General features: G+C 72.9%; 16 protein-coding genes. 2 read left to right on the plus strand and 14 right to left on the minus strand.

Annotated elements, in window-relative coordinates:
- Nucleotides 1-104: 104 nt before the first annotated feature.
- The 10 genes from OIE75_RS12060 to hrcA form a co-directional block, all read right to left on the minus strand.
- Nucleotides 105-1,400 carry a glucarate dehydratase family protein gene (locus tag OIE75_RS12060; RefSeq protein WP_329470769.1) on the minus strand — a complete coding sequence of 432 codons (1,296 nt, stop codon included), beginning with the start codon at nt 1,398-1,400 and terminating at the stop codon, nt 105-107.
- A 139-nt stretch (nt 1,401-1,539) separates the two neighbouring features.
- Complete coding sequence (locus OIE75_RS12065) at nt 1,540-2,538, minus strand: adenosine deaminase (protein ID WP_329470771.1); 999 nt, start codon at nt 2,536-2,538, stop codon at nt 1,540-1,542.
- Nucleotides 2,539-2,558: 20 nt separating this feature from the next.
- Nucleotides 2,559-3,464: a ribonuclease Z gene (locus OIE75_RS12070; RefSeq protein ID WP_307011983.1), complete on the minus strand. Its 906-nt coding sequence runs from the start codon at nt 3,462-3,464 to the stop codon at nt 2,559-2,561.
- Nucleotides 3,465-3,470: 6 nt separating this feature from the next.
- Nucleotides 3,471-3,824 (minus strand): histidine triad nucleotide-binding protein, encoded by a 354-nt coding sequence (locus OIE75_RS12075; RefSeq protein ID WP_329470773.1) that lies wholly within the window; start codon nt 3,822-3,824, stop codon nt 3,471-3,473.
- A 74-nt stretch (nt 3,825-3,898) separates the two neighbouring features.
- Nucleotides 3,899-7,114 (minus strand): S41 family peptidase, encoded by a 3,216-nt coding sequence (locus tag OIE75_RS12080; protein ID WP_329470775.1) that lies wholly within the window; start codon nt 7,112-7,114, stop codon nt 3,899-3,901.
- A 72-nt stretch (nt 7,115-7,186) separates the two neighbouring features.
- Nucleotides 7,187-7,702, minus strand: a complete 516-nt coding sequence (locus tag OIE75_RS12085) for a hypothetical protein (RefSeq protein ID WP_329470777.1) — start codon at nt 7,700-7,702, stop codon at nt 7,187-7,189.
- Nucleotides 7,703-7,771: 69 nt separating this feature from the next.
- On the minus strand, nt 7,772-8,521 hold the full coding sequence (locus OIE75_RS12090) for a 16S rRNA (uracil(1498)-N(3))-methyltransferase (protein ID WP_329470778.1): 750 nt from the start codon (nt 8,519-8,521) through the stop codon (nt 7,772-7,774).
- A complete protein-coding gene (locus OIE75_RS12095) occupies nt 8,518-9,603 on the minus strand; it encodes a nitronate monooxygenase (protein ID WP_122620163.1) in 1,086 nt (361 codons plus the stop codon). The genes OIE75_RS12090 and OIE75_RS12095 overlap by 4 nt, the downstream gene beginning before the upstream one ends.
- 99 nt (nt 9,604-9,702) lie before the next feature.
- Nucleotides 9,703-10,839, minus strand: a complete 1,137-nt coding sequence (gene dnaJ / locus OIE75_RS12100; protein ID WP_114530671.1) for a molecular chaperone DnaJ — start codon at nt 10,837-10,839, stop codon at nt 9,703-9,705.
- Entirely contained in the window at nt 10,840-11,856 is a 1,017-nt protein-coding gene (gene hrcA, locus OIE75_RS12105) for a heat-inducible transcriptional repressor HrcA (protein ID WP_122620162.1), read from the minus strand. It lies immediately after the preceding gene.
- Between the two features lie 172 nt (nt 11,857-12,028).
- On the opposite strand from hrcA, the gene OIE75_RS12110 reads away from it, so the two are divergent.
- Both OIE75_RS12110 and OIE75_RS12115 read left to right on the plus strand, forming a co-directional pair.
- The gene (locus tag OIE75_RS12110; protein ID WP_122620554.1) at nt 12,029-12,763 is read left to right on the plus strand and encodes an MBL fold metallo-hydrolase; all 735 of its coding nucleotides are present in this window, start codon (nt 12,029-12,031) and stop codon (nt 12,761-12,763) included.
- Nucleotides 12,764-12,797: 34 nt separating this feature from the next.
- Complete coding sequence (locus tag OIE75_RS12115) at nt 12,798-13,598, plus strand: DUF3097 domain-containing protein (RefSeq protein ID WP_064727826.1); 801 nt, start codon at nt 12,798-12,800, stop codon at nt 13,596-13,598.
- A 111-nt stretch (nt 13,599-13,709) separates the two neighbouring features.
- Here OIE75_RS12115 and hemW read toward each other — a convergent pair whose 3' ends face one another.
- The 4 genes from hemW to lepA form a co-directional block, all read right to left on the minus strand.
- A complete protein-coding gene (gene hemW, locus OIE75_RS12120; protein ID WP_307011995.1) occupies nt 13,710-14,942 on the minus strand; it encodes a radical SAM family heme chaperone HemW in 1,233 nt (410 codons plus the stop codon).
- A gap of 72 nt (nt 14,943-15,014) precedes the next feature.
- A complete protein-coding gene (locus OIE75_RS12125) occupies nt 15,015-16,949 on the minus strand; it encodes a SpoIIE family protein phosphatase (protein ID WP_329470784.1) in 1,935 nt (644 codons plus the stop codon).
- 186 nt (nt 16,950-17,135) lie between these two features.
- Nucleotides 17,136-19,013, minus strand: coding sequence for an AMP-dependent synthetase/ligase (locus OIE75_RS12130; RefSeq protein WP_307011998.1), 1,878 nt, complete (start codon nt 19,011-19,013; stop codon nt 17,136-17,138).
- A 313-nt stretch (nt 19,014-19,326) separates the two neighbouring features.
- The gene (gene lepA / locus OIE75_RS12135) at nt 19,327-21,195 is read right to left on the minus strand and encodes a translation elongation factor 4 (protein ID WP_307012000.1); all 1,869 of its coding nucleotides are present in this window, start codon (nt 21,193-21,195) and stop codon (nt 19,327-19,329) included.
- Nucleotides 21,196-21,448 lie beyond the last annotated feature (253 nt).

Here is a 21,448-nt window from a genome sequence, read left to right on the forward strand (position 1 = left end):
AGGCACGTCGGACGCGGTGGACACGGTGGACGCTGTCACGGTGCGCTCCCTGGCATGGTGCGGATCCCGCCAGTGTGCACCACGCCGCCGACAATCCCCGCGTCCTACCAGCGCGGCACGGACGGGGTGACCCAGTCCGGGTCCGCCACCCGCATCGCGGCGGCGTCGTCGCGGTCGCGCAGGGTCCCGTCGTCGTCGAGCCAGCGCCGGTGCAGGAACGCGAGGCGGTCACGGTCGAGTTCGACACCGAGGCCGGGGGCGTCGGAGACGGTGACACGGCCGCCGTCGAAGACGAGCCGTTCGGTGAGCACGTCCTCGGACTGCCAGGGGTAGTGGGAGTCGCAGGCGTGGTGCAGGTTGGGCACGGTGGCCGCGACGTGGGTCATCGCGGCGAGGCTGATCCCGAGGTGGGTGTTGGAGTGCATGGACACGCCGACGCCGAAGGTGCGGCAGACGGCGGCGAGCTGCTGGGTGTTGCGCAGTCCGCCCCAGTAGTGGTGGTCGCAGAGCACGACCTGGACGGCGCCCTTGGTGAACGCCTCCTGGATCTCGGCGAACGTCGTCACGCACATGTTGGTGGCGAGCGGCACCCCGGTCTTCGCGGCGACCTCGGCCATGGCCGGCGTGCCGAGCGCGGGGTCCTCCAGGTACTCCAGGACGTCCCCGAGTTCCTCGGCGACCCTGAGCGAGGTCTCCACGGACCAGGCGCCGTTGGGGTCCAGGCGCAGCGGGTGTCCGGGGAAGGCGCCGGCGAGCGCCCTGATCGCGGCGATCTCCTCGTCGGGCGGGAAGACACCGCCCTTGAGCTTGAAGGAGGTGAAGCCGTACCGCTCGGTGAAGGCGCGGGCCTGTGCGACCACGCCGGCCGGGTCGACGGCGGCGCCCCAGTCGTCCCGTTCGGCGGCGACGCCCTCGGGGTGGGCGGCCCACTTGTAGAAGAGGTAGGCGCTGTACTCGACGGAGTCGCGGACCTTGCCGCCCAGCAGCGCGTGCACGGGCAGGCCGAGCGCCTTGCCGAGTGCGTCCAGGCAGGCGACCTCGAAGCCGGAGACGACGGACAGGCGCAGCTTGTCGGCGGTCTGGACGCCGCGCAGCCCGCCGACGTCGACCCGGGCGGAGACCCGGGAGCCGTCGACGGCCACCTCGTCGGCCGCGTTGAAGAGCCCGTTCAGATCGCTGACCTGACGGCCGACCAGCTTCTCGGCGAAGGGCTGGGCCAGCTCCAGGTACTTGGCGTCGCCGTAGGTCTCGCCGATGCCGGTGACCCCGTCGGCGGTCTCGACCTCGATGATCAGGCGGGGCGTGTACGGCTGGTGCACGCCCTGCGTGTTGAGCAGCGGAGGGTCCGCCACGAGGATCGGCGTGAGGTGGACGGCCGTGATGGTGAGGTCGGCGGTCACGGGGCGGCTCCTGGGAGGTCGAGTCCGGCGGCGAACGGGGTCGTCTCCATATGTAGACGCAATCCACATATGGAGATCGAGATTAGATAGCCGACCCCGAGGCGTCAATGGTGCGGCCGACCGGGGCGGTGCCGCCGCGTCACCCGGTGGGGAAGCTGTACGCCGCCACCTCGGCCAGACAGCGCGCCCGCAGTTCCTCGTCGTCCTCCAGGAAGGAGGCGAGGAACGAGTTGCGGGCCAGTTCCCGCAGCCGCTCCTCGGTGAGGCCGAGGGCCAGGCGCACGGCGTCGAAGTTGTCGCCCGCGTAGCCGCCGAAGTAGGCCGGGTCGTCGGAGTTGACGGTGCACATGAGGCCCGCGTCGAGCATCGCCGGCAGGGGGTGGTCGGCGAGGGTGTCGACCGTGCGCAGCCGGACGTTGGACAGCGGGCAGAGGGTCAGCGGGACGCGGTCGCGCACCAGCCGCGCCACCAGCTCCGGGTCCTCCAGCGAGCGCAGGCCGTGGTCGACGCGCTCGACGCCCAGCACGTCCAGGGCCTCGGTGACGTACTCCGGCGGCCCTTCCTCGCCCGCGTGCGCGACCCGGCGCAGCCCCAGCGCGGCGGCTGCCTCGTACACCTCGCGGAACTTGGCCGGCGGGTGGCCGACCTCGGCGGAGTCCAGACCGACGCCGGTGATGCGGTCGAGGTACGGCCTCGCGGCGTCCAGGGTCCGCATCGCCGACTCGGCGGACTCGTCGCGCAGGAAGCACATGATCAGCCGGGTGGAGACGCCGTGGTTCTCCCGGCTGCGGCCCAGCGCCCGCCACAGCCCCTCCACGACCGTGCCCATCTCCACGCCCCGGGCGAGGTGGGCCTGCGGGTCGAAGAAGATCTCCGCGTGCCGGACGCCCTGCGCGGCGGCGCGGGCGAGGTAGGCGCCCGCGAGGTCCTCGAAGTCCCGCTCGGTGCGCAGGACGGTCATCAGTTCGTAGTACAGGTTGAGGAAGGACTGGAGGTCCTCGAACCGGTACGCCTCGCGCAGCGCGTCCTCGTCGGCGTACGGCAGGGGCACGCTGTTGCGGGCGGCCAGCTCGAAGGCCAGCTCCGGCTCCAGGGTGCCTTCGATGTGGAGGTGCAGTTCAGCTTTGGGCAGGGACATCAGAGCATCGTACGGCGGTTTCACCGACGTTTCGGAACCGGGATCCGGGTGAGGTCACGGGCCACGGTCAGCTCGCCCGCGAACCCGGCGGCCCTCGCCTGCCGCTCGAACTCCTCGGGCTCGGAGTAGCGCTGGCTGAAGTGGGTCAGCACCAGGTGCCGTACGCCCGCGTCCCGGGCGACCCGTGCGGCCTGGCCGGCGGTCAGGTGGCCGTGGTCGGTGGCGAGCGCCTCGTCCTCGTCGAGGAAGGTGGACTCGATGACCAGCAGGTCGCAGCCCTCGGCGAGCGTGTGCACCCCCGGGCAGAGCCGGGTGTCCATGACGAACGCGAACCGCTGGCCCCGGCGGACCTCGCTGACCTCGTCGAGCGGGACGCCGCCCAGCGAGCCCTCCCGCTGGAGGCGGCCGACGTCGGGGCCCCTGATGCCGTGCGCGGCCAGGCGGTCGGGGAGCATGCGGCGGCCGTCCGGCTCGGTGAGGCGGTAGCCGTAGGACTCGACGGGGTGGGACAGCTTGTGGGCGTCCAGGGTGTAGGCGGGGGTGACCGCCAGCGGCCCGTCCGTGTCCACCGGCGACTCGGTGAGCGCGACCGTCTCGCGGTACGCGGTGGCGTACCGCAGGCGTTCGAAGAAGCGGCGTCCGGAGCGCGGGTAGTGGGCGGTGATCTCGTGCGGGACCTGGTCGAGGTTGACGCGCTGGATGACACCGGCCAGGCCCAGGCTGTGGTCGCCGTGGAAGTGGGTGACGCAGATCCGGTTCAGGTCGTGGGCGGCGACCCCGGCGCGGAGCATCTGGCGCTGCGTGCCCTCGCCGGGGTCGAACAGGATGCCCTCGCCGTCCCAGCGCAGCAGGTACCCGTTGTGGTTGCGGTGCCGGGTCGGGACCTGGCTGGCGGTGCCGAGGACGACCAGTTCACGTACGGACATCGCGGGCTATCCGGGGGGCCATTCGAGGCCGCGGCCGCCGAGGACGTGGGCGTGCGCGTGCCAGACGGTCTGGCCGGCGCCGGTGCCGGTGTTGAAGATGGTCCGGTAGCTGTCCAGCTTCTCCTGGTCGGCGACCTCCCGCGTCTCGCGCAGGACGTCCGCGGCGAGGTCCGGGGCACCGGCGGCGAGCGCGGCGGCGTCGCGGTAGTGCGCCTTGGGGATCACCAGGACGTGGGTGGGGGCCTGGGGGTTTATGTCGCGGAAGGCGACAATGGTGTCCGTCTCGCGGACGATCGTCGCCGGGATCTGGCCTGCGACGATCTTGCAGAACAGGCAGTCGTCCTGGGGCTCGCCCGCCATGGGGCCTCCTCACGCCGGAAAGGGAGCACCGGGTCACCGGTGATCTTCTGCGGGCATCGTATCGACCGGGTGCGTCAGTCGGTCTCCGGTGGCTCGGGCAGCACCGGCGGGGTCTTCGCCGGGGTCTCCTCCAGGGCGGCCAGCGCCAGCCCGATCGCCTCGTCCAGTTGCGGGTCGCGGCCCGCCGCGTGGTCCTGGGGGCGCTGCCAGACCTCCACGTCCGGGTCGACGCCGTGGTTCTCCACGCCCCAGCCGTAACCCTCCAGCCAGAAGGCGTACTTGGGCTGGGTGATCAGGGTGCCGTCGACCAGGCGGTAGCGGCTGTCGATGCCGATGACGCCGCCCCAGGTGCGGGTGCCGACGACCGGGCCGATGCCGAGTGCCCTGATGGCGGCGTTGACGATGTCGCCGTCGGAGCCGGAGAACTCGTTGGCGACGGCGACGACCGGGCCGCGGGGCGCGTCCAGCGGGTAGCTGGAGGGGCGCATCCCGCGGGGCAGGTCCCAGCCGACGATGCGCCGGGCCAGCTTCTCCACGACCAGCTGGGAGGTGTGCCCGCCGCGGTTCTCGCGGACGTCGACGACCAGGCCCTCGCGGGCCACCTCGACCCGCAGGTCGCGGTGGATCTGGGCCCAGCCGGGCGCCTGCATGTCGGGGACGTGCAGGTAGCCGAGCCGGCCGCCGGACTTCTCGTGGACGTGGGCGCGGCGGTCGGCGACCCACGCGTGGTAGCGCAGCGGCTCCTCGTCGGCGAGGGGGACGACGACGGCGTGCCGCAGTTCGCCGCCGCCGGACGGGGAGATGGTCAGCTCGACGGCCTTGCCCGCCGTGCCGACCAGCAGCGGGTTGGGTCCGGTGACCCGGTCCACGGGCTGTCCGGCGACCGCGACGATCGCGTCTCCCGCGCGCACGGCGACGCCGGGCGCGGCGAGCGGGGAGCGGGCGTCGGGGTCGGAGGTCTCCGAGGGCAGGACGCGGTCGATGCGCCAGGTGCCGTCCTCGTGCCGGGAGAGGTCGGCGCCCAGCAGGCCCTGCCGGGCACCGGAGCCGTGGCCGCCGCGCGGGGTGACGTAGGCGTGCGAGGTGCCGAGTTCGCCCTGCACCTCCCAGAGGAGGTCGACCAGGTCGTCGTGGGTGGCGAGGCGGTCCAGGACGGGCCGGTAGCGGTCGAGGACGCCGTCCCAGTCGACGCCGTTCATGTCGGCCCGCCAGAAGTGGTCCCGCATGATGCGGCCGGTCTCGTCGAACATCTGGCGCCACTCGGCGGCCGGATCGACGGTCTGCCGCACCCGGCCCAGGTCGACACTGATGTTGGTGTCGCTGTCCTCGTCGCCGGAGGCCCGCCGGTCGCTGGGCACGACCTTGAGCCGCCCGTCGGTCCACAGCAGCACCCGCTTGCCGTCGCCGCTGACCTCGAAGTGGTCGGCGTCGCCCGCGAGATGCTCGACGCGCTGCTGGGCGAGGTCGTACCGCTCCAGCTCGGTGTTCGGGTCGGCGGCGTCCGGGGTGGCGCGGGAGGCGCCGAGGACGCCGGTGAGCGGGTGGCGGAGCCACAGGACGCCGTCCTTGGCGGCGCGCAGCCCGGAGTAGCGGGCGGCCTCGACCGGGAAGGGCACGATGCGGTCGGCGAGGCCCTCGATGTCGATCCGGGTGGTCGGGGTGCCCTCGCTGTCGGGGGTCTCCTCCCGGTCCGGGGTCTCGAAGGGGCGGCCGTGGCGCTGCGGGCCGAAGGGCGAGGGGGTGGTCGCGGCGAGCGTGATCAGGTACGGCCGGGCGCCCTCGACGAAGGCCAGGTCGAAGACGTGCTCGTCGTAGACGGGGTCGAAGGAGCGGGTGGAGAGGAAGGCGAGGTGCTTGCCGTCCAGGGTGAAGGCCGGCGCGTAGTCCTTGAAGCGCAGCGGCGTCGCCTCGCTCACCGACAGGTCGGTGGTGTTGGCGAGCTTGAGCTGGCGCAGCGGGTCGGGGCCGGGGTGGGACCAGGCGAGCCAGGCGGAGTCGGGCGAGAAGACCAGCCCGGACGCGTCGCCGTCCTCGCTGCGGTCGACCTCGCGGACCTCGCCGCTCTCGCGCTCGACGAGCAGGACCCGCCCGTCGTGCGAGGCGACGGCGGCCCGGCTGCCGTCGGGGGCCATGGCGAGGTGCAGCACCCGGCCGAGCTGTCCGGCGGCCAGGCGCCGCGCGGTGGTGCCGGGCGCGAGCCCGGTGGCGGGCGCGAACTCCAGGGCGTCGTCGCCCTCGGCGTCCGTCACCCACACCACCCATTCCTCGCCGTCGACGCGGAAGGTGCGGGGCAGCCGGGTGCGGACACCGGGCGTCGCCGCGAGCGCGCGGGCCGGTCCGGCGCGGTGGGTGACCCAGTGGACGCCGCCGCGTACGGCGACGGCGCTGCCGCGTGCCGTGTGGTCGGGGGAGGCCGAGCCGAACCAGCGGGCGGCGTTGAGCGGGTAGGACTGGAGGTCGACGCGGGCGCCGCCGAGCCGGATGTCCAGCCGGCGGGGCTCGGCACCGTCGAGGTCGTCGAGGGTCCACAGCTCACCGGCGCTGGAGTAGACGACGCGGGTGCCGTCGGTCGCCGCGTGCCGGGCGTAGAAGCCGTCGAGGGGGGTGTGGCGGCGCAGGTCGGAGCCGTCGGCAAGGGAGGAGTAGACGGCGCCGGTGCCTTCGTGGTCGGAGAGGAAGGCGATCCGGTCGCCGACCCAGAAGGGGTACTCGATGTTGCCGTCGAGGTCGCCGTGGAGGCGTACGAACTCGCCGTCGTCCTCGCGGTCGATCCACAACTTGCCCGCGGTGCCGCCCCGGTAACGCTTCCACCAGGCGGCCTCGCGGCCCATCGGCGCGGACAGCAGCACGGTGTGCGGCCCGTCCGCGACGTCGCCGACGGGGCCGTACGGCAGGGTGGCGGCCGGTCCGCCGTCGAGCGGGACGGCGCGGGCCCAGCTACGGCGCAGGCTGGCCTGTCCGTAGGTGCTGAGGGCGAGGACCTCGCCGCCCGGGGTCCAGCCACGCACCTGGGTCCTGATGCTGCCCCAGTGGGTGAGGCGCTCGGCGCGACCGCCGTCGACGGGCGCGACGTGCACCTCGGGGGCGCCGTCCCGGGTGGAGGTCCAGGCGACCGTGGTGCCGTCGGGCGAGATGCGCGGGTGGTTCACCGGCACGTTGTCGGCGCTGACCCGCCAGGCCCGGCCGCCGTCGAGCGGGGCGAGCCACACGTCGTCCTCGGCGGTGAAGGCGACCAACTCGCCGTGCGGGTGCGGAAAGCGGAGGTAGGCAGGCGCTGCGGGCTGTGTCACCCCCTCACCCTATGCAGCGGCGCGGTCCGCCGACAGAGGTTTGGATCACTTGCCGTTCGCCGGCCCGGCGGACTACTTGCCCTCGACCGGGCGGCAGTGCGGGTCGTCCGGGCACCAGATGGTCCGGGTGACGGTCACGGTGGGCCCGGGCTGCTGCTGGGAGGGGCGGTTCGCGGGCGGGGCGCTGGTGGCGTCGCAGTTGCCCAGCCCCTTGACCCGGAACCACTCCTTGCCGTCCACCGCGGCCTTGAGGTCGCCGCGCACACAGGCGCCGTTGACGACGCGGGTCACCTTGCCGTCGACGGTGATCTCCTTGCCGTCGTCGGTCTCCCCGTCGCAGTCGACGGAGGCGACGGTGTCCTCGCCCGGCGACGCGGTGGAGCCGTCACCCTCGGTGTTCGCGGTGCAGGTGAGCCACCGCACGTCGGCCTTCTGCCGCTCCAGTTCGCGCGTCATGGTCCGGTCGGTCGTGTACGCCACGGTCGCGGAACTGAGCCCGCCCGGTTCGCACGCGACGACACCTCCGACGGCGACGACCGCGCCGACGGCCACCGGAGCCACACGCCGAATCCGCCTCAATGCCCCCATGGAGGGCAGCCTCCCACCGGTCCGGGGCGGGCGGTAGGGGGCATACGGCCACGGTGGCGGCGGGCGCCGTCAGGACCAGCGGCCGGTGCGGGTCAGCAGGGCGGCGGTCGCCGCGGTGCCCGCGGTGGAGGTGCGCAGGACGCTGCGTCCCAGGCGGTAGGGCCGGGCACCGGCTTCGGCGAAGAGGGCCAACTCCTCGGGCGAGACACCGCCTTCGGGGCCGACCACCAGCACGATGTCGCCGGAGGCGGGGAGTTCGGCGGCGGCCAGGGGTTCGTCGCCGCTCTCGTGGAGTACGGCCGCGAAGTCGGCGGTGGCCAGAAGTGAGGCAACCTGCTTGCTGGTCGCCGCGTCCGCGACGTCGGGGAAGCGGACCCGGCGGGACTGCTTGCCGGCCTCGCGGGCCGTCGCCCGCCACTTGCCGAGCGCCTTCTGGCCGCGCTCGCCCTTCCACTGCGTGATGCAGCGGGACGCCGCCCAGGGCACGATCGCGTCGACGCCGACCTCGGTCATCGTCTCCACGGCCAGCTCGCCCCGGTCGCCCTTGGGCAGGGCCTGGACGACGGTGATCCGGGGCTGCTGAGGCGGTTCCTCGTGGACCGTCTCCAGGTCCGTGACGACCAGACGGTCCTTGCCCTCGGCGGCCTTCACGACGCCCTCGGCCCAGTGTCCGCTTCCGTCGGTGAGGACGACCTCCTCGCCGGACCGCAGCCGCTTCACGGAGACGGCGTGCCGTCCCTCGGGGCCGTCGAGGACGTACTCCCCCGCCGTCAGGTCCTCCGGGCCGAGCGAGTCGACCACGAACACCGGTGCCGTCATCGGCCCGCGCCTCCCGTCGCGTAGTGCGACAACGCTGTCCCGGCGGCGGCGAGTTCGGCCACCAGGACCTCCACCAGCTGTCCGGCGGGCAGCTCGCGGGCCATCCGGTGGCCCTGCCCGGCCCAGAGCGCCATGCCCTGCGCGTCGCCCGCCTTGGCCGCGGCCTTGCGCAGCGGGGCGGTGAGGTGGTGCACGTCCGGGTAGGCGGCGGGGGCGTAGGGGCCGTGCTCGCGCAGGAAGCGGTTGACCAGGCCGCGGGCGGGGCGGCCGGAGAAGGCGCGGGTCAGTTCGGTGCGCACGAACAGGGGGTTGGTCAGCGCCTGCTTGTGCAGGTCGTGCGCGCCGGACTCGGGGGTGGCGAGGAAGGCGGTGCCCAGCTGGGCCGCGCTCGCGCCGGCCGCGAGGACCGAGGCGATCTGACCGCCGCGCATGATGCCGCCGGCGGCGACGATGGGCAGGCTCACCGCCTCCCGGACCTGGGCGACCAGCGACAGCAGTCCGGTGCCGGCGCCGCCGGTCTCCGGGTTGTCCCGGTGGGTGCCCTGGTGACCGCCCGCCTCGGCGCCCTGCGCGATCACCGCGTCGGCGCCGGACCGCTCCACGGCGCGGGCCTCGTCCGCGGTGGTCGCCGCGACCAGGGCGAAGGTGCCGACGCGGTGCAGGGAGTCGACGACCTCGGTGCTCGGGACGCCGAAGTGGAAGGAGACCACCGGAACGGGGTTGTCCAGCAGCACCGCGAGCTTGGTGTCGTAGCCGTCGTCCCGGCCGCTGTCGGGGTCGCCGAGTTCCGTCTCGTACCAGGCGGCCTCCCCGGCCAGCTGGTGGGCGTACACGCCGACGGCTGCCGGGTCGGGGGTCTCCGGGTGCGGCATGAAGAGGTTGACGCCGAAGGGGCGTGCGGTCAGCCCCCGCAGCTCCTTGATCTCCTGGTACATCCCGTCCGCGGTCTTGTACCCGGCGGCCAGGAATCCCAGCCCGCCCGCCTCGCAGACCGCGGCGGCGAGCCGCGGCACGGAGACGCCGCCCGCCATCGGCGCCTGCACGATCGGGTAGGGGAAGAGATCGGTCAGTGCGGAGGACATGACCGCATGTTGTCACGTCCTCCGAACGAGTCCGAATCCGGGCTTCCGTCGGCATACGCCAGGAGCATCCGCATCCCGACCGGCCGACGGCCGCCCGCCTCAGCGGCCGTTGAACGCGTCCTTCAACCGGGAGAACAGCCCCTGCTGCCCCGGCTGGAACTGGCCCTGCGGCCGTTCCTCGCCGCGCAGGGCGGCCAGCTCGCGCAGGACGCGCTCCTGCTCGGGGTCGAGCTTGGTCGGGGTGGTGACCTCGACGTGCACGATGAGGTCGCCCCGGCCGCCGCCGCGCAGGTGGGTGACGCCCCGGCCGTGCAGGGGGACCGACTGGCCGGACTGGGTGCCCGGGCGGATATCGATCTCCTCCATGCCGTCGAGCGTCTCCAGCGGCACCTTCGTGCCGAGGGCCGCGGCCGTCATCGGGATGGTGACCGTGCAGTGCAGGTCGTCGCCGCGGCGCTGGAAGGTGGAGTGCGGCAGCTCGTGGATCTCGACGTACAGGTCGCCGGCCGGGCCGCCGCCGGGGCCGACCTCGCCCTCGCCCGCGAGCTGGATCCGGGTGCCGTTGTCCACACCGGCCGGGATCTTCACGGTGAGGGTGCGCCGGGAGCGGATGCGCCCGTCGCCCGCGCACTCGGGGCACGGGGTCGGGACCACGGTGCCGAAGCCCTGGCACTGCGGGCAGGGCCGCGAGGTCATGACCTGGCCCAGGAAGGACCGGGTGACCTGCGAGACCTCACCGCGGCCGCGGCACATGTCGCACGTCTGGGCCGACGTGCCGGGCGCCGCGCCCTCGCCGTTGCAGGTGTTGCAGACCACGGCGGTGTCGACCTGGATGTCCTTGGTCGTGCCGAAGGCCGCCTCGTCCAGCTCGACCTCGATGCGGATCATCGCGTCCTGGCCGCGGCGGGTGCGCGAGCGCGGCCCGCGCTGCGACGCCGTACCGAAGAACGCGTCCATGATGTCCGAGAAGTTCCCGAAGCCACCCGCGCCGAAGCCGCCGGCGCCGCCGCCGGCGGCCTGCGAGAGCGGGTCGCCGCCGAGGTCGTAGACCTGCTTCTTCTGCGGGTCCGACAACACCTCGTAGGCGGCGTTGATCTCCTTGAACCGCTCCTGGGTCTTCGGATCGGGGTTGACGTCCGGGTGCAGCTCGCGAGCGAGCCTCCGGAACGCCTTCTTGATCTCGTCCTGGGACGCGTCGCGGCGCACGCCGAGTACGGCGTAGTAGTCCGTGGCCACCTACGACTCCGCCAGGATCTGTCCGACGTACCGTGCCACTGCGCGTACCGCTCCCATCGTTCCCGGGTAGTCCATGCGGGTCGGTCCGACCACGCCGAGCTTGGCAACCGCCTCGCCGCCCGAACCGTAGCCCACCGACACGACGGACGTGGAGTTGAGTCCCTCATGGGCGTTCTCATGACCGATTCGCACGGTCACGCCCGGATCCTTCGCCTCGCCGAGCAGCTTGAGGAGCACGACCTGCTCCTCGAGCGCCTCCAGCACCGGCCGGATCACCAAGGGGAAGTCGTGCCCGAAGCGGGTCAGATTGGCGGTGCCGCCGATCATCAACCGCTCCTCGTTCTCCTCCACCAGCGTCTCCAGGAGAGTGGAGAGCACGGTGGAGACCGTACCGCGATCCTCGGCCTCGAAGGCATCCGGCAGTTCCTCGACCAGACCCGGCACGTCGGTGAAACGACGGCCCGCGACCCGGCTGTTGAGCCGCGCGCGCAGATCCGCGAGGGACGCCTCGCCGAACGGCGCCGGACAGTCGACCATCCGCTGCTCGACCCGGCCGGTGTCCGTGATCAGCACCAGCATCAGGCGCGCGGGCGCGAGGGCCAGCAACTCCACGTGCCGCACGGTCGAGCGGGTCAGCGAGGGGTACTGCACGACGGCGACCTGCCGGGTCAGCTGCGCGAGCAGCCGCACCGTGCGGGCCACCACGTCGTCGAGGTCGACGGCGCCCTCCAGGAAGTTCTGGATGGCGCGCCGCTCGGGCGCGGTCATGGGCTTGACGCCGGCCAGCTTGTCGACGAACAGGCGGTAGCCCTTGTCGGTCGGGATGCGCCCGGCGCTGGTGTGCGGCTGGGCGATGAACCCCTCGTCCTCCAGGGCCGCCATGTCATTGCGCACGGTGGCCGGGGAGACTCCGAGGTTGTGCCGCTCGGTGAGGGCCTTGGACCCGACCGGCTCCTCGGTGCCGACGTAGTCCTGGACGATGGCGCGCAGTACCTGGAGCCTGCGTTCACTGAGCATCCGCGCACACCTCCAGAAGTCGTCCGCCCGCTGCCCTGCCGGTCCGTCCTGGCACTCACGGCGCGCGAGTGCCAGACTTCCCCGGCCCAGTGTACGGCCGTGGGGTACGCCCCCGGCAAGGCCGGGGCCACGCCGACGTGCGGCGGGACCGTGTGGCGATAGCGTCGTGGCCGTGACGGTGACTTGGGAAGACCTGGGATGGGAGCGGGTGGCGGCCGGGGTGGGCCGGTGCCGGCTGCCGGGCTGGGACTGCACGGCAGGGCTGGTCCTCGGCACGGACGCGGTGCTGGTGATCGACGCGGGATCGAGCCTGGGCGAGGGCGCCCGGTTGCGCGCGGGGGCGCAACGGCTGGCCGGGCACCGTGTGACGCATCTCGCGCTGACCCACCCGCACTTCGACCACGTCCTCGGCGCCGCGGCGTTCGCGGGCGCGGAGGTCTACGGCGCGGTGGGCACCGACGCGGTGTTCGCGCCGGGCGGACACGGGCGGGAGGCGCTGCGCGCGGACGCGGTGGCGGAGGGGCTGGACGAGCGGCGGGCGGAGGAGGCGGTCGACGCGCTGGTCCGCGTCCCGCACGAGGTCTGCGGCGAGCGGACGCTCGACCTGGGCGGCGGGCGGCAGGTCCTGCTCGCCAACGTGGGCCCCGGGCACACCGGCCACGACCTCGCGGTGCTGGTGCCGGGCGACCCGGAGGTGGTGTTCTGCGGGGACCTGGTCGAGGAGTCCGGCGAACCGCAGGCCGGCCCCGACGCCGTACCGTCGCACTGGCCCGCGGCCCTGGACCGGCTGCTCGACCTGGGCGGCGCGGACGCGCGGTACGTCCCCGGTCACGGAGCGGTGGTGGACGCGGCGTTCGTCCGGGCCCAACGGGATGCGCTGGCCGCACGTTTCGGCGTGTCGCACTGATCACGAACGGCGGATTCCTCGTATCGTCGGCAAAATGCGCCAGTACTCCGCCGACCTGACCCCTCCGTGGAAGAAGTCGCAGCCCGTACCCGAGGTACCCGCCGACCCCGGCCTGGTGGTCGAGGAGCCCGGCACCGGGTTCTGCGGCGCGGTGATCGGCTGCGAGGCGGGCACGGTGACGCTGGAGGACCGCTTCGGCAAGCACCGGGTGTTCCCGATGGAGCCACGCGGCTTCCTGCTGGAGGGGCGCGTGGTGACGCTGGTACGGCCCGCGTCCGGCCCGGTACGCCCCTCCAGGACGGCGTCCGGTTCGGTCGCCGTCCCCGGCGCACGCGCCCGGGTGGCGCGCGCCGGGCGCATCTACGTCGAGGGGCGGCACGACGCCGAGCTGGTCGAGAAGGTCTGGGGCGACGACCTGCGCGTCGAGGGCGTCGTCGTGGAGTACCTGGGGGGCGTGGACGACCTGCCGTCGATCGTCGCGGACTTCGCCCCGGGGCCGGACGCGCGGCTCGGCGTCCTGGTCGACCACCTGGTGCCGGGTTCGAAGGAGTCCCGCATCGCGGAGGCGGTGACGGGCGAGCACGCCCTGGTCGTCGGCCATCCCTACATCGACATCTGGGAGGCGGTGAAGCCGTCGTCCGTGGGGATCGACGCCTGGCCGCGGGTGCCGCGCGGGCAGGACTGGAAGACGGGCGTGTGCCGGGCCCTGGGCTGGCCCGCCGACAACACCGGGGCGGTGTGGCAGGCGATCCTGGCCCGGGTCGGCTCGTACAAGGACCTGGAGCCGGAGCTGCTGGGCCGGGTGGAGGAACTGATCGACTTCGTGACCGCGTAGCTCTCAGGCCGTGTCCGGCCGCACGTCAGGCCCTCCGGCGTCCGAGGAGCGGGGGCCCGGGGGCGGAGCCCCCGGGTCGGGGCGGGGCGGGGCGGGGGCGCAACAGACTGGTCAGTCCACCAGGTCCCGCACCACCGCGTCCGCCAGCAGCCGCCCGCGCAGCGTGAGAACCGCGCTCCCCGCCGCGTAGGGGCCCTCCTGGAGGAGCCCGTCGGACAGCGCCCGCCGGGACGCCGCGAGCCCCTCCTCCCGCAGCAGCCCGAGAGGCACCCCCTCCCGCAGCCGCAGCTCCAGCAGGACGCGCTCCACACGCCGGTCCTCGTCCGTGAGGATCTCCCGTCCGGCGCCCGGCGACTTCCCCGCCGCCAGCGCACCGGCGTACGCCCCGGGGTGCTTCACGTTCCACCAGCGCACGCCGCCCACGTGGGAGTGGGCTCCCGGCCCCGCGCCCCACCAGTCGGCACCCCGCCAGTACAGCTCGTTGTGGCGGCAGCGGCCGGCGTCGGAGGTGGCCCAGTTCGACACCTCGTACCAGTCGAAGCCCGCCGCCGAGAGGGTCTCCTCGGCGATCAGGTACCGGTCGGCGTGCACGTCGTCGTCGGTCATCGGGACCTCGCCGCGCCGGATGCGCCGGGCGAGCCGGGTGCCCTCCTCGACGATCAGGGCGTACGCCGAGACGTGGTCGGGTCCGGCGCCGAGCGCGGCGTCGAGGGAGGCCCGCCAGTCGTCGTCGGACTCACCGGGGGTGCCGTAGATCAGGTCGAGGTTGACGTGGTCGAATCCGGCGGCGCGGGCCTCGGCGACGCAGGCCTCGGGGCGGCCGGGGGTGTGCGTGCGGTCCAGGACCTTCAGGACGTGCTGCCGCGCGCTCTGCATGCCGAAGGAGATCCGGTCGAAGCCGCCCTCGCGGAGGGTGGCCAGATAGGCGGGGTCGACCGACTCGGGGTTGGCCTCCGTCGTCACCTCCGCGTCCGGCGCGAGGCCGAACTCGTCGCGGATCGCGCCCAGCATCCGCACCAGGTCCCCGGCGGGCAGCAGGGTGGGGGTGCCGCCGCCGACGAAGACCGTGCGGACCTCGCGCGGGTCGTCGCCGAGCACCTTGCGGGCCAGGCGGACCTCGTCGACGAGTGTCCCGGCGTAGTTGTCGCGGGAGGCGAGGACGCCGCCGGTGCCGCGCAGCTCGGTCGCGGTGTAGGTGTTGAAGTCGCAGTAGCCGCAGCGGGTCGCGCAGTACGGCACGTGCAGGTAGAAGCCGAGGGGGCGGTCGGCGGCCCCGGCGAGCGCGGACGCGGGCAGGGCACCGTCGGCGGGGACGGGTTCGCCGTCGGGGAGTGCGGAGGGCATGCGTTCCATTGTCCCGTACGGGAACGGTTGCCCGTCCTGCGGCCGCTCGGCCCGCGGCGACCCGGCCCGCCGCTACTCGGCCTGGAGCACCAGCAGCGCCAGGTCGTCCTCCGGGGGCCGGGGCCCGAACTCGTGCACCAGACGCCGGATGCGCTCGGCGACCAGTTCGGCGTCAAGACCCGCGCACCCGGCGAGCGCCGCGGCCAGCCCGTCCCCGTCGTCGAACTGGCGGGAGCCGCTGCGCCGCTCGGTCACCCCGTCCGTGACGCAGAGCAGGGTGTCGCCGGACCGCAGCTCGAAGGTCTCGCTGGCGTACGTGGCGTCCTCGACGACGCCGAGCAGGGTCTGCGGCGCGGCGACCGCGCGCACCGCGCCGTCGGGCCCGAGGAGCAGCGGCAGCGGATGCCCGGCGGAGGCGAGGGTGCAGCGGACGCCGTCCTCGAAGGGTTCCAGTTCGCCGTAGAGCAGGGACAGGAAGCGGGTCTGCGGTCCGTCGCCCGGGGCAACCGGTGGTCCGCCGACGGCAACCAGGGCGCGGGCGGCGGCGTCCGCGGCCTCGGTGGCGTCGTCGAGGAGGAGCTGGTTGAGGCGGTCGAGGACGTCGGGAACGCCGTACTGCTCGCGGGCGAGCAGCCGCAGCCACGGCCGGGCGAGGCCGATGACGACGGCGGCCTCGGGGCCCTTGCCCTGGACGTCGCCGACGGCGAAGCACCAGCGGCCGTCGCCGGCCGGGAAGAGGTCGTAGAAGTCGCCGCTGGGGCCGCCCTTGTCGCAGGGCTCGTAGACGAGGGCGCTGCGCACGCCGGGGATCTCGGCGACGGCGCCGGGCAGCAGGCCACGCTGGAGGACGGCGCTGATGGTGGCCTGGCGCGCGTACTGGCGGGCGGCGCCGATGGCGAGCGCCACGCGGCGGCTGAGGTCCTCGACCAGGCCGGTGATCTCGTCGGGGAAGCCCGCGGTGCCGGCCCGTCCGATGATCAGGGTGCCCAACGGCCTGCCCCCGGCGACCAGGCGGTAGGCGAGCGCGGCGCCGTGCGGGCCGAGCGCCTCGGCGGGCCAGGGGTGGCCGACGGGGCCGGAGCGCCAGGGGTCGCGGGCGCGGGGCGGGTCCTTCTCCAGGGCGAGGCGCAGTTCGTCGATGTGGCCCTCACCGGCGTGCCAGACGCGGGCCAGCCGGGCGCCCACGGCCGTGCCGGGGTCGTCGCTCCAGGCGCCCCGGCCCAGGGACTCGTCCTCCAGCCACACCCCGCACCAGTCGGCGAGCCGCGGCACGACGAGCTGCCCGGTGAGCGAGGCGACCAGGTCCTCGTCGAGCTGCCCGGCCAGGAGGTCGGAGGCCTCGGCGAGGAAGGAGAGCGCGCCGCGCCCGAGCCACTCCCGGTCGCGCAGACCGCGCAGGCCGGTGCCCGGGGCGGCGTCCGGGCTCTCCCGGACCTCGTCCGGGGCGTACACCTCGATCTGCCCGGCGGTCACGGTGTCGCTCCCGGCGTCCGCCGCCGCCTCCGTGCCCGCGGCCGGGAGCCGGGCCCACACCGTCTTGGTGCCCGGCCGGTACGTGATGCCCCAGGCCTCCGAGAGCGCGGCGACCAGCCGCAGACCGCGCCCGTACTCGGAGGGGTCCTGCGGTGTCCCGTGGTCGCCGCCCCTCGGCGCGCGGGAGGGGTGGTGGTCCGTGGCCTCGACGACGAGGGTGCCCGTCTCCTCCATCCGGCAGGTGACCTCGACGTCCGTACCGGCGTGCACGACGGCGTTGGTGACCAGCTCGCTGACGGCCACCAGGACGTCGGTGGCGCGGTGCTCGGTCAGCTGTTCCGTGCCGGGCAGGCCGCGCGCGGACCAGTCGGCGAGCGCCGCCCGCACCATCGCGCGGGCGGCGCCCGGCGCCAGGGAGCTGCCGCGCAACACCACGTGCGCCCGCGCGCACTCCTGGGCGGCTGCCTCAGCGGTGTACGCGGGCGCACCGCTGGTGCGGAAGGCGGTCTCCCGCTGCGTCGGAATGGCCCCCATGGACGTCTCCCCGGGCAGTTCGTGCGAGGTGCTCGCAGTCGATGCCGACAGAGTGACAGACCGGCCCCGTTCATAAGCACGGAGTTACCGAAGTCGGCCGTCATGGGTGAGATCCGTGCTACGCGAACGCTCGGACACCGCCGGGAAACGGACGGTTCCGAGCATCCGCCACGGAGCCAGGGGCGCTCACGCCTCGCGCGAGCCCTCGTACATCTCCTCGATCAGGTGCTTGTACTCCCGCTCCACGACCGGCCGCTTGAGCTTGAGGCTCGGGGTGATCTCGCCGTGCTCGACGTCCAGGTCGCGGGGGAGCAGGCGGAACTTCTTGATGGTCTGCCAGCGCTGGAGGCCCTCGTTGAGCTGCTTGACGTAGCCGTCGACCATCTCCACCGTCACGGGCGCCGCCACGATCTCCGCGTACGGCTTCCCCTCCAGGCCGTTCTCCTTGGCCCACTCGGTGATGGCGATCTCGTCGAGGGAGATGAGCGCGGTGCAGAAGTTCCGGTCGGCGCCGTGCACCAGGATGTTGGAGACGTAGGGGCAGACCGCCTTGAACTGGCCCTCGACCTCGGCGGGCGCGATGTACTTGCCGCCGGACGTCTTGATGAGGTCCTTCTTGCGGTCCGTGATCCGCAGGTAGCCGTCGGCGGAGAGTTCGCCGATGTCGCCGGTGTGGAACCAGCCGTCGGCCTCCAGCACCTCCGCCGTCTTCTCGGGCAGCTTGTGGTAGCCCTCCATGATGCCGGGGCCGCGCAGCAGGATCTCGCCGTCGTCCGCGATGCGCACCTCGGTGCCGGGCAGCGGCTTGCCGACCGTGCCGGTGCGGTAGGCCTCGCCGGGGTTGACGAAGGACGCGGCGGAGGACTCGGTGAGGCCGTAGCCCTCGAGGATGTGGATGCCGGCGCCGGCGAAGAAGTAGCCGATCTCGGGGGCGAGGGCGGCCGAGCCGGAGACGCAGGCCCGCAGGCGGCCGCCGAACGCCTCGCGGATCTTGGCGTAGACGAGCTTGTCGGCGACGGCGTGCTTGGTGCGCAGGCCGGCGGGCGCGCTCGCGGTGCCGGTGCGCTTGAAGTTGTCCTGGGTGACCTTGGCGTACTCGCGGGCCACGCCGGCGGCCCACTGGAAGATCTTGTACTTGGCCCCGCCGCCCGCCCGGGCCTTGGCGGCGACGCCGTTGTAGACCTTCTCGAAGATGCGCGGCACGGCCGCCATGTAGGTCGGCTGGACCACCGGCAGGTTCTCGATGATCTTGTCGACGCGGCCGTCGACCGCGGTGACGTGGCCCACCTCGATCTGGCCCGAGGTCAGCACCTTGCCGAAGACGTGCGCGAGCGGCAGCCACAGGTACTGCACGTCGTCTCCGCTGACCAGGCCGGTCGCGGCGATGGCCTTCGCCATGTACGACCAGCAGTCGTGCGGGAGCCGTACGCCCTTGGGCTTGCCCGTGGTGCCCGAGGTGTAGATGAGGGTGGCGAGCTGGTCCTTGGTGAGCGCGCCGACCCGCTTGACGACCAGCTCGGGGTCCGTCTCCAGGCGGGCCGCGCCGCTGCGCTCCAGCTCGTCGAGGGTGAGGATCCAGTCCTCGGTGGTGTCCGCGCCGGTCGCGTCGATCACCACGACGTGGGTGAGTTCCGGCAGCTCCGCCCGCTTCTCCCTGGCCTTGGCCAGCTGCGCGGCGTCCTCCGCGATCAGCACGCGGCTCTCGGAGTCGGAGAGGATGTACGCCGACTCGTCGGCGTTGGTCTGCGGGTAGACGGTGGTCGTCGCCGCGCCCGCGCACATGATGCCGAGGTCGGCGAGGATCCAGTCCAGCCGGGTGGAGGAGGCCAGCGCGACGCGCTGCTGCGGCTGCACGCCCAGCTCGATCAGGCCGGCCGCGATCGCGTAGACCCGTTCGGCGGCCTGGGACCAGGTCAGCGACTTCCACGCGTCGGGGCCCTCACCCGAGGCCGACGGCACCGGGTAGCGGTACGCCTCGGCGTCCGGCGTGGCGGCCACCCGCTCCAGGAAGAGTCCCGCCACGGAGGGCGGACGGTTCTCGATCGTTGTCTGTGTGTCGCTCACGACATCCTCCGTGGGCCCGCGACGGCGCGGCCGGCTCGTGCTGGCCGGCCCAGGTGCGGCTGGTTCAGGTGCGGCTGATTCACTCTCGGGCGGTGTTCGGGCGTGGCTCGGACAGTTGCCCGATCACTTGTTTAACTCACGAGTAACTACGGGGCAGGCATCAGAGTAAAGGGCGACCGGCCCCCGCGTAAGAGTCCACGCCCTGTCACTTCCTACAGACGCCCGCCCGTGACATGCGAAGGGACCCGCCGCACTTTCGTACGACGGGCCCCTCGGAGTCCGTTTTGCCCGGACTTGGCGTGCGGTGCGGCGGTTACTTCTTGCCCTTGCCCGACCCCGCGCTGTCGTCGCTGGAGAGGACCGCGATGAAGGCCTCCTGCGGAACCTCCACGGAACCCACCATCTTCATCCGCTTCTTGCCTTCCTTCTGCTTCTCCAGCAGCTTCCGCTTGCGGGAGATGTCACCGCCGTAGCACTTGGCGAGGACGTCCTTGCGGATGGCGCGGATGGTCTCGCGGGCGATCACCCGGGAGCCGATGGCGGCCTGGATGGGCACCTCGAAGGCCTGGCGCGGGATCAGCTCACGCAGCTTGGCGACGAGCCGCACGCCGTACGCGTACGCCGCGTCCTTGTGGGTGATCGCCGAGAAGGCGTCCACCTTGTCGCCGTGCAGCAGGATGTCGACCTTGACCAGGCTGGAGGTCTGCTCGCCGGTGGGCTCGTAGTCCAGCGACGCGTAACCGCGCGTCTTCGACTTCAGCTGGTCGAAGAAGTCGAAGACGATCTCCGCGAGCGGAAGGGTGTAGCGGATCTCGACCCGGTCCTCGGAGAGGTAGTCCATGCCGAGGAGGGTGCCGCGCCGCGTCTGGCACAGCTCCATGATCGCGCCGATGAACTCGGTCGGTGCGAGGATCGTGGCGCGCACGACCGGCTCGTAGACCTCGTTGATCTTGCCCTCGGGGAACTCGCTCGGGTTGGTGACGTCGACCTCGGTGCCGTCCTCCATGATCACGCGGTAGACCACGTTGGGCGCGGTGGCGATCAGGTCGAGGCCGAACTCGCGCTCCAGCCGCTCGCGGATCACGTCGAGGTGCAGCAGGCCCAGGAAGCCGACGCGGAAGCCGAAACCGAGGGCCGCGGAGGTCTCAGGCTCGTAGACGAGGGCGGCGTCGTTGAGCAGGAGCTTGTCCAGGGCCTCGCGCAGCAGGGGGTAGTCCGAGCCGTCCAGCGGATACAGACCGGAGAAGACCATGGGCCTGGGGTCCTTGTAGCCGCCGAGCGCCTCCTCGGCGCCCTTGTGCATGCTGGTGACGGTGTCACCGACCTTGGACTGGCGGACGTCCTTCACGCCGGTGATCAGGTAGCCCACCTCGCCGACGCCGAGGCCGTCGGCGGCGAGCATCTCCGGTGAGTTGGTGCCGATCTCCAGCAGCTCGTGCGTGGCGCCGGTGGACATCATCCGGATCCGCTCGCGCTTGTTGAGCTGGCCGTCGATGACACGGACGTACGTCACGACACCCCGGTAGGAGTCGTAGACGGAGTCGAAGATCATCGCCCGCGCGGGGGCGTCCTTGACGCCCACCGGGGGCGGGACGTCGGCGACGACCTTGTCCAGCAGCGCCTCGACCCCGAGGCCCGTCTTGGCGGAGACCTTGAGCACGTCGTCGGGGTCGCAGCCGATCAGGTTGGCGAGTTCCTCGGCGAACTTCTCGGGCTGCGCGGCCGGCAGGTCGATCTTGTTCAGCACCGGGACGATCGTGAGGTCGTTCTCCATCGCCAGGTAGAGGTTGGCGAGGGTCTGGGCCTCGATTCCCTGGGCGGCGTCCACGAGGAGGATCGTGCCCTCGCAGGCGGCGAGCGACCGCGAGACCTCGTAGGTGAAGTCGACGTGACCCGGGGTGTCGATCATGTTGAGGATGTGCGTGCTGCTCTTGTCGTGGGTGGGGGCCCACGGCAATCGCACCGCCTGGGACTTGATCGTGATGCCGCGCTCGCGCTCGATGTCCATGCGGTCGAGGTACTGGGCGCGCATCTGCCGCTGCTCGACCACACCGGTCAGCTGGAGCATCCGGTCGGCGAGCGTGGACTTGCCGTGGTCGATGTGCGCGATGATGCAGAAGTTGCGGATCAGCGCCGGGTCGGTACGGCTCGGCTCGGGCACATGGCTGGGGATCGCGGGCACGCAGGGTCCTGATTCTTGAGGCGTCCGCAGTGTCTGCGGTCTCGGGTCGGATCGATACGTAGCCTCCATCGTCCCACGGGTGGGGAGCTGGGATGGGTTGGGGACGGCCCGAGGCCGGGTTGTGGCCGGGTCGCGGGCTGGTTGCGGCCTGGTTTTGGGGGCGCCGCGGGCCGCTGGTACTGTGGGGGGCTGTGTCTCTTGCCCTCTCAGCGCGAGGCACTCCTTCAAGAAATCATCGGTACGGGACCCTCGC

The sequence above is a fragment of the Streptomyces sp. NBC_01723 genome (genome assembly GCF_036246005.1).
Classification (GTDB): Bacteria; Actinomycetota; Actinomycetes; order Streptomycetales; family Streptomycetaceae; genus Streptomyces.